Annotated in this window: 10 protein-coding genes; 3 read left to right on the top strand and 7 right to left on the bottom strand. The window is 66.7% G+C overall.

Translation table 11 applies throughout. The annotated features are described in order from the left end of the window. Nucleotides 1-4 precede the first annotated feature (4 nt). From GONAM_RS03920 to GONAM_RS03905, 4 genes are all read right to left on the bottom strand, one after another. Entirely contained in the window at nucleotides 5-1,615 is a 1,611-nt protein-coding gene (locus tag GONAM_RS03920; protein WP_040535287.1) for an HNH endonuclease signature motif containing protein, read from the bottom strand. A gap of 222 nt (nucleotides 1,616-1,837) precedes the next feature. Beyond that, nucleotides 1,838-3,160 carry a VOC family protein gene (locus tag GONAM_RS03915; RefSeq protein ID WP_040535285.1) on the bottom strand — a complete coding sequence of 441 codons (1,323 nt, stop codon included), beginning with the start codon at nucleotides 3,158-3,160 and terminating at the stop codon, nucleotides 1,838-1,840. Continuing rightward, nucleotides 3,157-3,651: an RNA polymerase sigma factor gene (locus tag GONAM_RS03910; RefSeq protein WP_040535319.1), complete on the bottom strand. Its 495-nt coding sequence runs from the start codon at nucleotides 3,649-3,651 to the stop codon at nucleotides 3,157-3,159. Before GONAM_RS03910 ends, GONAM_RS03915 begins: the two co-directional genes overlap by 4 nt. Nucleotides 3,652-3,746: 95 nt before the next feature. After that, the gene (locus GONAM_RS03905) at nucleotides 3,747-4,625 is read right to left on the bottom strand and encodes an alpha/beta fold hydrolase (protein WP_006865474.1); all 879 of its coding nucleotides are present in this window, start codon (nucleotides 4,623-4,625) and stop codon (nucleotides 3,747-3,749) included. A gap of 69 nt (nucleotides 4,626-4,694) precedes the next feature. Between GONAM_RS03905 and GONAM_RS03900 the strand changes: the two genes are divergently transcribed. After that, entirely contained in the window at nucleotides 4,695-5,297 is a 603-nt protein-coding gene (locus tag GONAM_RS03900; protein WP_006865473.1) for a TetR/AcrR family transcriptional regulator, read from the top strand. A gap of 4 nt (nucleotides 5,298-5,301) precedes the next feature. On the opposite strand, the gene GONAM_RS03895 is transcribed toward GONAM_RS03900, so the two are convergent. Genes GONAM_RS03895 through betT form a run of 3 tightly spaced genes read right to left on the bottom strand, consistent with a single transcriptional unit; the run spans nucleotide 5,302 to nucleotide 10,588 of the window. Continuing rightward, a complete protein-coding gene (locus GONAM_RS03895; protein WP_006865472.1) occupies nucleotides 5,302-6,867 on the bottom strand; it encodes a GMC family oxidoreductase in 1,566 nt (521 codons plus the stop codon). Then, nucleotides 6,864-8,381, bottom strand: a complete 1,518-nt coding sequence (locus tag GONAM_RS03890) for an aldehyde dehydrogenase family protein (protein WP_006865471.1) — start codon at nucleotides 8,379-8,381, stop codon at nucleotides 6,864-6,866. Before GONAM_RS03890 ends, GONAM_RS03895 begins: the two co-directional genes overlap by 4 nt. Beyond that, nucleotides 8,378-10,588, bottom strand: coding sequence for a choline BCCT transporter BetT (gene betT / locus GONAM_RS03885; protein ID WP_006865470.1), 2,211 nt, complete (start codon nucleotides 10,586-10,588; stop codon nucleotides 8,378-8,380). Before betT ends, GONAM_RS03890 begins: the two co-directional genes overlap by 4 nt. 491 nt (nucleotides 10,589-11,079) lie before the next feature. Here betT and GONAM_RS03880 point away from each other — a divergent pair, with 491 nt between their 5' ends. Both GONAM_RS03880 and GONAM_RS03875 read left to right on the top strand, forming a co-directional pair. Beyond that, nucleotides 11,080-13,626: an ATP-dependent Clp protease ATP-binding subunit gene (locus GONAM_RS03880; protein WP_040535282.1), complete on the top strand. Its 2,547-nt coding sequence runs from the start codon at nucleotides 11,080-11,082 to the stop codon at nucleotides 13,624-13,626. A 127-nt stretch (nucleotides 13,627-13,753) separates the two neighbouring features. Then, nucleotides 13,754-14,620 (top strand): enoyl-CoA hydratase-related protein, encoded by an 867-nt coding sequence (locus GONAM_RS03875; RefSeq protein WP_006865468.1) that lies wholly within the window; start codon nucleotides 13,754-13,756, stop codon nucleotides 14,618-14,620. Nucleotides 14,621-14,624 lie beyond the last annotated feature (4 nt).

Raw genomic sequence — 14,624 nt, 5'->3', positions numbered from 1 at the left:
CCCGTCAGAATGGCGGCGGGTCTGCCTGGTCGGCGAGGCGCTGAGGCTTGTTGCGGGCACGTTCGGCTCGCCGGCGCGCGTGTTTCTGTGCGAGCCGGTTGGGTGTGGGCGGGGTGTCGTCGCCCGCGATGACCCGTGGTGTGGGTGGGGCCTGGGGTGGCTGCTCGTAGCGAATGCGCCGCAGGTTCGGGAACGAGTCTTCGAGGTTTTCGGCGTCGCCGGGGATGACGAACCCTTCCGGGGTGCGGTATTCGGTGACCAGGCGACCGTCGTCGTCGCGGTACTGGACATCGACCCAATCACCGAAGGTCTTGTGCAGGTGCCCGAACCGGCACTTCGCGTTCAGATTCTCACTCGACGTCGACCCACCCTGGGTGGGGTTGGTGCGGTCGTACTCGGTGACATGGTCGAGATCGGCGTCGAAAGCCGAACATCGGCAACCGGGTTCGGTGCAGTAACCGTCACGAACACGCACGAAGTCGGAGCACGCAGCGGTGGGTCGATACGGATCGGCCGACTGTGCACCCGGGAAGACGATCACCATGTCTGCCGGCGGGGCATCGGCCGATCTCGGCTCGACGGGGCTATCCGGACCGTCGGAAGTCTTTGTCGTCGGCCGCACTGCGACAACGCGCGTCGGTGCGGTGCGGACCGGGGTGACGGGTGTGATGGTGGCGTCGGGCCGCTCGGCGAGGTCACGGACGTGCTCGTCGGAGACGATGCCGTGGCCGTCGACCCAACCGATCCCTGGTGCCCCGGCGAGAGTGGCGGCGTCGGTGACGACGTGGATGACAGCCTCGGTGCTCACCGACCGGACCACCTTCGCCGGGTCGGGAATCTCGGCAGCACACTGCTCACGTCGGCATTGGCAGTCGAAGACGGTGCCGGTCAACAGCGCGAACATCGCATCAGAGTTGCGCTGATTACGATTCCGGCCATCGTGGGCACACACGGTGTCGGCGAGGGCTTTCACCGCTTTCGCGGCGATACGGATGTTCTCCGCAGCCATCACACCGGTGATCTCACCGGTACCGTCGGTGAAGTTCTCGATCCACATACCGCGCTTGTCCAGCGCTTCGCGACGCCGTTCCCGGACCGCGTCGGGGTCATGGCGGAACACCAACCGGTCGACCATGTCGCGCAGCTTCACCCGAGTCCAGGCGCCCGTGCGGTGGCGCAGGATGGACTCGATCTCGGTGTCGAGGTCGGCGATGGTCGCCGCGTCGGAGATCAGATCGGTGCGCGAGATCACCGTTTGAATCAGCTGCCGCGACAGGATGCCGTCGCGCAGGGTGGTCAACACTTTCGGTAACCGGTCGCGCAGGGCGAGGGCTTCACCGACCCACTGATCAGCCTGATAGCGGGTGATCGCGGCTTCGCGGCAGAGGCGGGTGACCATTTCGCTGTAGCGGTCGATGAAAAACCCGCCACTGGTGTCGATGACGAGTTGGTCGTAGACGGTGACGATCGATTCATATCGGCACCACGCCAGGAAGGACTCGCCGTGGCGGATCGCGCGGAGCCGTTCCATATGGGTTGCGGTAGAGGATGATTCGGGGTGGGCAGGATCGACCCCGGCGAGAAACCCGCCCGGTAGATCGGTCCACCTGCTCACGCTGCCCCCACAACGTCTACAGCCCAACCTGGATGGCTGAATCTGTTACCGACCAATCTAGATCAACCCACCGACAAACTCGGATTCTCATCCACAGGAGCAGCGAGGTAACACATTGTGTGGCAGAATGATCAACCGATCTGAAGTCGTGCGCGACATCAATCCGACGGTGAGACTTCGATCGAAGTCGCACCGTCGAAGTGAGGTCTGGGCGTCAGGCCCTCAGAACAACTGGCCGAGATAGAACTGCGCTCCCTGGTCGTCGGCGCACCGGGCGGAGATGCCGTACGGCGCGGTGCGGGGTTCCTCGAGGACCGTCCCGCCGGCGCCGCGGACACGTTCGACCGCTGCCTCGACGTCGTCGGTCACCCACATCGGCACCGCGACGGAAGTGTCGGCGCCACCGGCGATCCCGACCTGTGGCCGACTGTCGTCGACTTCCCAGCCGTCGTCGATTCGTCCGCCGTGGAAGGTCCAGCCGAGTACAGTTCCGTAGAAGTCGCGGAAGCGGGCGCTGTCCGGGGTCATCACGGTGAGGTAGCTCATCGCCCCGATGCCGCGGGGGTGCTGGTCGGGTCGGACGTCGCCGGGTTCGGGGGCGAACACCGCGAAACGCACACCCTGCGCATCGACTGAGTCGACGACGCGGTGACCGTCGGGACTCGTCCCGAACTCGCCTCGCCCGCCGGCTGCGACGATCCTTGCATGGGCGGCCTCGAGGTCGTCGACGGCGTAGGCGCAGAACACCGTTGGCGCGCCGTCGGTCTCGAAGATTCCGAGTCGATGCCCGACGTTGGTCACGCGGCGACCCTCGGGATCGAACTCCCAGCCGAGGACCGCGGCGTAAAAACGTCGGGCGCGCGCAGCGTCGGGGGTGTTCAGCGACATGTAGCCGATGTCGCCCTGACGAATCCGGTTGGACAGCCGGCTTTTCGACGGCCCGGTCAGCATCCAGCGGTGACCGAACGGGTCGACGATGACACCGGTGCGTGAACCGTACGCATCGTAGGGCTCGCGGGTCACGGAGGCGCCCGCGCGTGACGCGGTGGCGACCGCGGCGTCGGTGTCGCCAACCTCGAGCATCAGGCTCACCGAGACGTGGCCCGGGGCGGGCGCCCGCAAACCGAGGTCAGGGAACTCGCCGGCGAGATAGATGACCCCGCCACCGATTTCGAGTTCGGCGTGGCCGATTGACCCGTCGTCCATCACGATCGGCTCACCACGGAGCCGAGCACCGAGGTTTGCGGTGTACCAGTCGATGGCGGCCTGCGGCTCTGCCACGGTGAGGTAGGGGAGTGCGCCGGGTCGCTCGACCACGGGCAGCGCGCTCGTCGCCTCCGCGGTAACGGGCTCGTCGAATTGTGTTGCGGTGGACATGATGACTCCTTGCGGTAGTGTCGCCCCGCGTTCGAGTCGGTCGCGCAGGGACGCGGCGAAGTCGCGGTCGGGCTGGACAGGATCGTCGAAGCCGGGGGTGTCGGCTGCGCGCAGTACGTGCAACGGATCCCGTGCCTCGCCGAAGCGTGCGCTGTTCCGGGTGTTCATGCGTGACCTCCTCTCCCGCTGCTCTGGCGTTGTGGTTCGGGGTAGGCCGCGCGGAAGGCACGCTTCGCGCGGGTGAGAAGCGCCTCGGTGGCACCGACCGTGCGACCGAGGATCTCGGCGCATTCGCCGACGGGAAGGTCGTCGACGTAGCGCAACGTGAGCACAGCGCGGTGGATCGGCGTCAGCTGCCCCAGCGTGTGGTGGGCGACCATGCGGTCGAGTTCGGTGTCCCATGGATCGTCCCCGTGGTCGGGTACATCCTCGACCGGTTCCGGCGTGCGTTGGGCGCGCCGCCAGTGATCGGCGAGCTTGTGCCGCGCGATCCCGATCAGCCACGGAGTGGTCGGTTCGGTGTCCTGGTGCCGGCGGACGGAGTCCATCGCGGCCAGGAAGGTCTCCGAGGTCACGTCCTCTGCAGTCCGCCGATCCGCGCAGCGACGGACCACGAACCCGTAGACGGCCGGAAGTGCCTGGTCGTACACCGCCAGCAGTCCCTCTGGTCCAGAAGACGCCGATTGGTCGCTGCTCACGTCTTCATCGTCGTGCGTGGGCGACGGAACCCGACGCCCTTCGGCGAAGTTTTTTCCTAGCGTTTCGACGCCTTCGTCGTGAACGCCGCGATCTCCGAGGCCACCGCCCGCGGCTGGTCCAGCGAGACGAACGTCCGGGCGTCGGGGACCTCGACGAACCGGGCGCCCTCGCCGTGGGCTCCGGGGAAGACCGAGGCGAACCGTCGACCGTGTTCGAGAGTGAAACACCGGTCGTCACGACCCCACACGAACCGCACGGGCAGCTCGACCCGTGACATGCGTGGGGTCACCGTGGCTAGCTCTGCCGGGCTGATCGCGCGCAGGAATGCGATGAAGTCGTCGCGGATGCGGGCGTCGCTATGCAGGGGAGTGAACATCGAACCGGTGAGACCAGGGTCGGGGTCGTGGAGGAGCAAGCCGACTCCGAGCGGGGAATGACGCAGAGCCTTGAACCGCATCGCTTCGACGAGCGGCTTCAGCAGGAGTCGCTGCCGCATCAATGCGAAGTCCAGTCGAAACGGTTGCGGCGGAAACAGATCGAAGGCGTCGCAATTGGTGAACACGAGGCGGTTGACGAAGTGCGGGTCCTCGTCGAGGGCGAACTGGGTGACCGCGCCGCCGGTGTCGTTGGCCACCAGTGTCGCCGACGACAGGTCGAAGTGCCCGACGAACTCGCGCAACAACCGGCTGGCACCGCGCGGTGAACGGTCCGCATCCGGTCCCCACGGGATTCGGTGTGAACCGAGCGGCATCAATGGCACGAAGCACCGGTGACCGCGTTCGGCGAGGAGTTCGGCGACCGGTTCCCACAGCCGGTGATCGACGACGGCCCCATGCATGAAGACGATCGGCGGCAGGGTGGAATCGGTGGGTCCGTATGTGGCGTACTCGATGACCCCAGACGGGAGTTCGACGGTCGGCAGCATGTTGGCCATGGCGAGGTCCGCTTCTCGTAGACTCAGTGAACTTACGAACACTGAGTACGAAAGTTACGTGCAGACTGTATGAAAGTCAATCGTCGGACCCAGGCCGAACGCACCGCGGCGACCCGCGCGGCGCTCATCGCTGCAGGTCGCAAGCTTTTCGGTGAGCGCGGCTTCGCCGACGTCGGCACCCAGGAGATCGTCGCCGAAGCCGGCGTGACTCGCGGCGCGCTCTACCACCAGTTCGATGACAAGAAGGGTCTGTTCACCGCCGTCTACGACGCGGTGGAGCAGGACGTCGTCGCCCGGATCGCCGAACGGTCCGCCTCGCTCGCGGCCGACGACCCGATTGCTGCACTGAAGTCGGGCATGCGGCTGTTCCTCGAACTGTGCACCGAACCCTCGGTACACCGGATCACCCTCGTCGAGGCGCCGTCCGTCCTCGGCTGGGCCCAGTGGCGAGCACGCGGCGAGGAGTTCGGCTTCGCCCTTGTCGAAGGGCTGATCAAGGCGGCGATCGCCGCAGGCCAGGCCATCGACCAGCCGACCCGGCCTCTTGCCCACGTGGCGATCGGTGCGCTCGACGAGGCGGCGCTCTACGTCGCCGCGGCCGAGGATCGAGACGCGGCGACCGCGGAGGTCGCCGCGGTCCTCGACCGCGTAGTCGACTCGTTTCGGAGCTAGACGGTCACCGCTCTGCCGCCACCAACTCGGCACACCGTTCCCCGACAAGCATGACGGTGATGTTCGGGTTCACGGTGGTGTGTTCGGGGAAGACCGACGCGTCGGCGACGCGCAGGCCGGCGACTCCCTTGACCCGCAGCTCGGGGTCGAGCGGCGACATGTCGTCGTCCGGCGGTCCCATCCGGACCGTGCCCACGGGGTGGTAGACGGTGTTGTGGGTGCGTCGGACGTAGTCGGCGAGCTCCTCGTCGCTGGTGGTGTCGGGTCCCGGATAGAGTTCGCGCGCAACCCATTCCTGCAGTGGTGCGGCCGCGGCGATCTCTCGTGCCTTGCGGAGGCCGGCGGTCATGATCCGCATGTCGTAACCCTCGGGGTCGGTGAAGTACTGGGGGTCGACGCGAGGCTTGTCGCGGAAGTCGCGCGACCGCAGCTTCACTGTGCCCCGCGACCGTGCGTGGGTGACGTTCGGCGTCAGGCAGAAGGTGTTCTCGCTGGTGGGGTAGCCCTGGCGCAGGGTGTGCATGTCGAAAGGCACGCTGCCGTAGTGCATCATCAGGTCTGGTCGGTCGAGACCGTCGTCGACCGTCGTGAAGATGCCGGCCTCCCACCACTGCGTCGACTCCTGCGTCATGGGCTTCTTCGTCTCGAAGCCGATGACACCCTCGGGGTGGTCCTGGAGGTGTTCGCCGACGCCGGGGGAGTCGACGAGGACGTCGATACCGTGCTCACGCAGGTCCTCGGCCGGACCGATCCCGGAGAGCATCAGTAGCTTCGGGGTGTCGATGGCACCCGTCGACACGATGACCTCGCGACCGGCCTCGATCCTCGTGGTGCGGCCGAAGGCGTTGTCGGTGATGTCGACGCCGACGGCACGCAACTCGCCGTCGACCTTCTCGATGACGATGCGCTTGGCCCAGGAACCGGTGCGGATCGTGAGATTGGGGCGGTCGAGATTCGGGTGGAGGTAGCTGACCGACGACGAGGCGCGCACACCGTCGGGGCGTCGGTTGATCTGGAAGAAGTTGGCGCCGTTGACCACCGTTGCGCCGCTGTTGAACTCGGCCCTCGGGATGCCGACCGCCTCACAGGCGTCGAGCACGGCGACACCGCACGGATCGTTCGGCGGCACAGTCATGATGTGGACCGGGCCGCTGCGGCCGTGGTGATCGCCGGGTGCGTCGTTGGTCTCGATCTGCGGGTAGAGGCGGTACAACTCCTCCGAACCCCAACCCGCGCAACCGAAGTTGCGTTCCCAGGAATCGAGGTCCTCACGCGGTGCCCAGAAGGCGATGCAGCTGTTGTGGGAACTGCAACCGCCCAGCACTTTTGCGCGAGCATGCCGCATGAAGTCGTTACCGTTCTCCTGCGGTTCGATGGGATAGTCCCAGTCGTAACCGGATTCGAGCAGCTCCATCCAGCGGTCGAGTCGCAGGATCGCGTCGTCGCCGACGTCGGACGGGCCGGCTTCCAGGAGGCACACCGTGACCGACGGGTCCTCGGACAATCGGGACGCCACCGCCGCACCCGCCGAACCGCCTCCGACGACGACGTAGTCGTACGACTCACTCACTGCTGCTGCCCCTTCCGGTCCTCGAACCAGCCGGTCACACCCGGCCGGAGGTTCTCGTAGACGTGCTTTGCCTCGCGATATTCGGCCAGGCCCGACGGCCCGAGCTCACGGCCGAAACCGGACTGGCCGTATCCACCCCACTCCGCCTGGGGGAGGTAGGGCCCGAAGTCGTTGACCCACACCGTGCCTGCCCGGATACGGCCGGCGATGCGTCGCGCACGAGCGGCGTCGGACGACCACACCGCGCCGGCGAGGCCGTAGACGGTGTCGTTGGCCAGCGTCACCGCCTCGTCCTCGGTGGTGAAGGTCTCGACGGTCACGGTCGGCCCGAAGGCCTCGTCGTGCACGCAGGCCATCGAACGATCGGCGCGGTCGATGACGGTGGGCAGGTAGAACCAGCCGTCGTCGAGCTTCCCCGACCCCTGATCGCCGGTCGCGAAGGCGCCGCCCGTGCGGATCACCGCACCGTCGGCGCGAGCCTGCTCGACGTAGGCGTGCACCTTGTCGCGGTGGGCTTCGGAGATCAGCGGTCCGGTCTCGGTGCCCTCGCTGTAGGGGAGTCCGAGACGGATCTGCTCGGCGCGACGGACCAATTCGTCGACGAACCGGTCGTGCGCGGACTCCTCGATGATGAGTCGCGCGCCCGCGGAACAGACCTGGCCGGAGTGCAGGAACGCGGCGTTGAGTGCGTTGTCCACCGCGGCCGCGAGCAACTCGTCGGTGGCGCAGGCGTCGGCGAACACCACGTTGGGGTTCTTGCCGCCGAGTTCGAGCGCCACCTTCTTCACCGTCGCTGCGGCCTCGCGCGCGATGACGCGGCCGGTCACGAGTCCGCCGGTGAACGACACCAGATCGACGTCGGGATGCGACGATAGCGGCGCACCCGCATCCGCCCCGGCACCGAGGACGAGGTTCGCGACCCCGGCCGGAAGTCCCAGGCCATCGAGGACTTCCAGGAGAAGGATCGAGGTGTGCGGTGTCAGCTCGGCAGGCTTCAGCACGAAGGTGTTGCCCGCGGCCAGCGCCGGTGCCACCTTCCACGCCGCCTGCAGCAGCGGATAGTTCCAGGGCGTGATGAGACCGCAGACGCCGACCGGTTCGTAGACGATCCGCGAGTCCGCATCAGGTGACCCGGTGTCCACGACTCGACCGGCATCCTGGGCCGCCAGCTTGCCGAAGTAGCGGAAGCAGTTGGCGATGTCGGTCATGTCGATGTCCGACTCGTACGGCCGCTTGCCGGTGTCGAGCGTCTCGGCACGGACGAAATCGTCTCGGCGGGCGTCGATCTGATCGGCGACACGGAGCAGTAGATCGCCGCGTTCGGCGGCCGGGGTGCCGCTCCAGTCACCGGCGTCGAAAGCGCGTCGGGCTGCGGCGATCGCCGCCTCGGTGTCCTCCGCGGACGCCTCGGCCACCACGCCCACCACAGAATTGTCCGCGGGGCAACGGATCTCGCGGGTCTTGCCGGACTTCGCGGCCTGCCAGCGGCCGTCGATGTACAGAGTGTCGCTCATGGAGCGGGCGCTCCTTCCGGGTTGCTGTCGGGTATGTCCGTCTCTGCGACGGTACCGGTTTGCCTGTACCCGCCGGGGGCGTCACCGGTGTCGGGGTCGACCTCGGCGTGATCGTGATGATCGGTTGCCGAGTCACGCAGATGGAGGTAACCCAGATGCCGTTCGTACTGGTCGAGGATGTCGCCGATGATCTGCTCCCGGGTGTACCCCGACAACGAATAACCCTGTGAGCCTTCGGTCAGATACACCTCGCACCGGAAGTACCGGTCATCGGAACGCTGTGAACGCACCGCGTAGGTCGGGGTCGGCGCGGACACCGGCCACACGCAGTACTCGAAGGCGGGGACGTCGGCCAGTTCGACGATGAGCCGAGGCGAGGGCAAGCCTTCGTTTTCGGCCGATTCGTCGACCGTCGCCGAGACACCTTCGCGTCCGAACTGGTCGGCGACCTCGTGCATCGCCGGGACCACCGTCGCGGTGATGAACTTGCGCGTCGCGACCCGACCCGGGAAGCGGAGGGTTCCGATCAGGCGTTGTCGCCAACTGCTCTGCTCGGTGGGCCCGCGTCCGACGGCGATCACCTTCGGCAGCGTCGCGCGGAAACTGTCGAGCTTGTACGACTCGTTGCGTACGGCCCGTAGCAGCGAGACGCCGATCAGGCCCAGGACGAATGAGAACGGCAGCCCCATGATGACCGTCGCGGCCTGCAGCGTCAGGATCGACCCGTCCCCTCCGCCGGCGAAGAGCATCGAGAGCGTCAGCAGACCGATGGCGACCGACCAGAAGATGCGCAGCGACCGGGAGCAGTCCGCCATCGGATCGTCGAGTCGGCTGGTGAAGTTGCCCATGACCAGGGACCCCGAGTCGGCGCTCGTCACGTAGAACAGCAGACCGGTGATGGTGGCGATGCCGATCAGGAGCGTCGCGCCCGGATATTGGTCGAGCAGTGAGTAGAAGCCGGCTTCCGGGGTGGAAGCGGTGGTCTCGGCGAATTCCTGGTCCCCGCGGGCGACGGCGAGGGCGCTGTTACCGAAGATCGAGACCCACACCAGGATGAAGCTGAACGGGACCACGAGAACGCCGAAGATGAACTGCCGCAACGTGCGTCCGCGCGAGATGCGCGCCAGGAACAGGCCGACGAAGGGCGCCCAGGCGACCCACCAGGCCCAGAAGAACAACGTCCAACCGTCGACGAAGGCGCGGGCGTCGTTGCCGGGCGGCGGGTTCACCTGATCCCAGGCGAACGTGTCGAGGGTGCGGTCGGCGAACGTCGACACGTAGTCGCCGGCATTCTGCACAAGACCGTTGAGCAGGAAGTCGGCGTCCTTGGCGACGGTGATGTAGACCAGCATCAGGATCGCGAGGATGACGTTGATCTCCGACAGGCGCCGGATGCCCTTGTCCACACCGGAGGTCGCCGATGCGGTGGCGATGACGACCGACAGGGCGATCAGGCCGATCTGCGCGGCCTTCCCCTGCTCGATGCCGAAGATCTCGTTGAGGCCGAAGTTGAGCTGTACGACGCCGATTCCCAGGGACGTCGCGATGCCGAAGATCGTGCCGAGCACGGCTGCGACGTCGATGGCGTCGCCCCACCGTCCCTCGACCCGCTTGCCGAAGATCGGGTACAGCGCCGCGCGGATCGTCAACGGCAGATTGTGTCGGAACGCGAAGTAGGCCAGGGCCCCGCCCATCAGGGCGTACATCGCCCAACCCGTGACCCCGTAGTGGAAGACGGTCCACGTCACGGCCTCCCGCGCGGCGAAGTTGGTCTCCGCCGCGCCCGTCGGGGGATTGAGGAAGTGGGTGACCGGTTCGGCGACCGAGAAGAACATCAGGTCGATGCCGATACCGGCGGCGAACAGCATCGACGTCCAGGTGAACAGGCTGTACTCGGGACGGGATTCCTCCGGTCCGAGGCGGTACCGCCCGTACTTGCTGACACCGAGGAAGACGACGAGACCGACGATCGCGGTGGCGAGGATGAAGTACCACCAGCCGAACCAGCGGGTGATGAAGTTCCGCACCTCGTTGATCACGGACTCCGCCGCGGCCGGCGCGGCCAACGCCCAGATCGCGAAGGCGAGCACGATGACCGCCGACGCGACGAAGACGGTCAGGTTGACCGTACTCCGGCGCCGCGCTGGTTCCCCGGTGTCCGGGGTGGCCGGAGTGGACGGGACTGCAGGTCTCTCACCAGCACTCATGACGTATGACGCTAGCCTCTCCGAACTCGAGTGGTCGGGTGAATTGCCCGACTCGCCGATTGCCGGCGATGAATTCGGAGCCCCCACCCGGTCTGGATTGGTATGGCAACCGTAACGATCGGCTCACCGCCCCTGTCCAGCGCCGACACCGAATGATCCAGATCGTCTGGTTCTCGACCGGCCGGGGCAACATCCTGTCGGTACTGCCGGCCTGAACCCGCAACGTCCCCCATTCGAGGTGGTCCGGCGACCCGTTCGCTCTGGGCGTAGCGGACGGGGAACACAGCCCCGGCCTGCACAGTTGTACTGTGCACATCCCCGCCATCGCGGTCAATCCGTGCACTCTGCACGGGCGTTAACTGCAGGTACATCAGCAACGACCTCTAGAGTGGAAGCAGGCTGGTCGTCGCCTACCCGCACCGCGTTGTCCCGACCGGACACACGAGGTGGTTCTCGCGGCGGCCGGGGCGCTAGCAATGTGAGGGAGAACAATGTTCGAACGGTTCACCGACCGCGCGCGACGGGTTGTGGTTCTGGCCCAAGAAGAAGCGCGGATGCTCAACCACAACTACATCGGTACCGAGCACATCCTCCTCGGCCTCATCCACGAGGGCGAGGGTGTGGCTGCCAAGGCGCTCGAGTCTCTCGGGATCTCCCTGGAAGGTGTCCGCAGTCAGGTCGAGGAGATCATCGGCCAGGGTCAGCAGGCACCGTCGGGACACATCCCGTTCACCCCGCGTGCCAAGAAGGTGCTGGAGCTCTCGCTGCGCGAGGCCCTGCAGCTCGGCCACAACTACATCGGCACCGAGCACATCCTGCTCGGCCTCATCCGCGAGGGTGAGGGCGTTGCCGCACAGGTCCTGGTCAAGCTCGGCGCCGACCTCAACCGGGTCCGCCAGCAGGTCATCCAGCTCCTGAGCGGGTACCAGGGCAAGGAGCCGCAGGAGGCGGGCACCGGCGGTCGCAGCAGCGAGTCCGGCACCCCGTCCACCTCGCTGGTCCTCGACCAGTTCGGTCGCAACCTGACCGCTGCCGCCGCCGAGGGCAAACTCGACCCGGTCATCGGCCGGGAAAAGGAAATCGAGCGGGTCATGCAGGTCCTGAGCCGCCGCACCAAGAACAACCCTGTTCTGATCGGCGAGCCGGGCGTCGGCAAGACCGCCGTCGTCGAGGGCCTCGCGCAGGCCATTGTCAACGGTCAGGTCCCCGAGACGCTCAAGGACAAGCAGCTCTACACCCTCGACCTCGGTTCGCTGGTCGCCGGCAGCCGCTACCGCGGTGACTTCGAGGAACGCCTGAAGAAGGTCCTCAAGGAGATCAACACCCGCGGCGACATCATCCTGTTCATCGACGAGCTGCACACGCTCGTCGGCGCAGGTGCCGCCGAGGGTGCGATCGACGCCGCCAGCATCCTCAAGCCGAAGCTGGCCCGCGGCGAGCTGCAGACCATCGGTGCGACCACCCTCGACGAGTACCGCAAGTACATCGAGAAGGACGCCGCCCTCGAGCGCCGCTTCCAGCCGGTCCAGGTCGGCGAGCCGTCGGTCGAGCACACCATCGAGATCCTCAAGGGTCTGCGTGATCGCTACGAGTCGCACCACCGCGTCTCGATCACCGACGGTGCACTCGTCGCCGCCGCGACGCTGGCCGACCGCTACATCAACGACCGGTTCCTGCCGGACAAGGCGATCGACCTCATCGACGAGGCCGGTGCGCGCATGCGCATCCGCCGGATGACCGCGCCGCCAGACCTGCGCGAGTTCGACGAGCGCATCGCCGACGCGCGCAAGGAGAAGGAAAGCGCCATCGACGCGCAGGACTTCGAGAAGGCCGCCAGCCTCCGCGACAAGGAGAAGCAGCTGGTCGCCGAGCGCGCCGAGCGTGAAAAGCAGTGGCGCAGTGGCGACATGGACGTCGTGGCCGAGGTCGACGACGAGCAGATCGCCGAGGTCCTGGGCAACTGGACCGGTATCCCGGTGTTCAAGCTCACCGAGGAGGAGACCACTCGTCTGCTCCGTATGGAGGAGGAGCTGCACAAGCGGATCATCGGCCAGGAAGACGCCGTCAAGGCCGTCTCCAAGGCGATCCGCCGCACCCGTGCCGGCCTGAAGGATCCGAAGCGTCCGTCGGGCTCGTTCATCTTCGCCGGCCCGTCCGGTGTCGGTAAGACCGAGCTCTCCAAGGCGCTGGCGAACTTCCTGTTCGGCGAGGACGACGCACTCATCCAGATCGACATGGGCGAGTTCCACGACCGCTTCACCGCGTCGCGTCTGTTCGGTGCCCCTCCCGGCTACGTCGGCTACGAAGAGGGCGGCCAGCTCACCGAGAAGGTGCGCCGCAAGCCGTTCTCGGTGGTGCTGTTCGACGAGATCGAGAAGGCGCACTCGGAGATCTACAACACCCTGCTGCAGGTCCTCGAGGACGGCCGTCTCACCGACGGTCAGGGTCGTACGGTCGACTTCAAGAACACCGTCCTGATCTTCACCTCGAACCTCGGTACGAGCGACATCTCCAAGGCCGTGGGCATGGGCTTCTCGTCGAAGGACGACACCAAGTCCGGCTACGAGCGGATGAAGCAGAAGGTCAACGACGAGCTCAAGAAGCACTTCCGGCCCGAGTTCCTCAACCGCATCGACGACATCGTCGTCTTCCACCAGCTGACGCGTGACGAGATCATCCAGATGGTCGACCTCATGCTGACCCGTGTGGAGAGCGCGCTGAAGAACAAGGACATGGCGCTCGAGGTCACCGACCGCGCCAAGTCCCTGCTCGCCAAGCGCGGCTTCGATCCGGTGCTCGGTGCACGCCCGCTGCGTCGCACCATCCAGCGCGAGATCGAGGACCAGCTCTCGGAGAAGATCCTGTTCGGCGACGTCGCTCCCGGACAGATCGTGCTGGTCGACGTCGAGGGCTGGGACGGCGAAGGCGACGGCGAAGACGCCAAGTTCACCTTCACCGGTTCGGACAAGCCGCATGCGGTCCCGGACGCACCGGTCGAGCTGTCCAAGGCAGGCGACGGCGGCTCGGACGCGAGCTGACCTGAGCTGATCTGACACAATCAGATCTGACACAAAGAGCGGCGGCGTCACCCGAGAGGGTGGCGCCGCCGCTCTTTGTGTTGCCTGCCCGTGGCAGGTGTGACAGTGGTGGATACCATCGATCACTGTGACGAGCGATACATCAGAGGTCGGCCGTAAGGCCACGCAGGCCGAGCCCACCATCACCGTCGAGCGGGACGGCGAGATCGCCATCTTTAGGCTGAACCGCCCCGACCGGCTCAACGCCTTCACCCTGCAGATGGGCGAGGAGTTGCGGGCGGCCTTCGACGAGACCGACGCCGACGACTCGGTGCGCGCAGTGGTGCTCACCGGCACCGGCCGGGCGTTCTGCGCCGGGGCCGACCTCGAAGCGGGCGGCTCGACCTTCGACGCGTCCTCGGTGGTCGAGGGCGACGAGGTCCCGGCCGACGAGGGTGGCAAGCTGACGCTGCGCATGTTCGCCTCGCTCAAGCCGGTCATCGCCGCGATCAACGGCCCCTCGGCCGGCGTCGGTGTCACCATGACCCTGCCCGCCGACGTCCGGATCGCTTCCGAGGATGCGAAATTCGGCTTCGTCTTCGCCGCCCGCGGCCTCGTCCCGGAAGCGGCGTCGAGCTGGTTCCTCCCGCGGCTCGTCGGTCTGCCGACGGCTCTGCAGTGGACGGTCGGCGCCAAGATGGTGCAGGTCGACGAGGCGCTCGAGCGTGGACTGATCCAGCAGGTCGTGCCCAAGGAGAAGGTGCTCGAGACCGCGATCGCCGTCGCCCGCGAGATGACGGCGAACAGCGCCCCCGTCTCGGCCGCCCTGACCCGTCAGCTGCTGTGGCGGATGGCCGGCGCGCCCAGCCCGCTCGACGCCCACCACGCCGACTCGAAGGCGATCTTCTACCGCGGCCAGTCTGGTGACGTCTACGAGGGCGTCATGTCGTTCCTGGAGAAGCGACCGGCGACGTACCCGAACAAGGTGTCGGAGGATCTGCCCGACATCTTCTGAGCTC

This window comes from Gordonia namibiensis NBRC 108229, assembly GCF_000298235.1.
In the GTDB taxonomy this organism is placed as follows: Bacteria; Actinomycetota; Actinomycetes; order Mycobacteriales; family Mycobacteriaceae; genus Gordonia; species Gordonia namibiensis.
The sequence above is the reverse complement of the archived record's forward strand: the minus strand, read 5'-3'. Positions and strand labels throughout refer to the sequence as shown.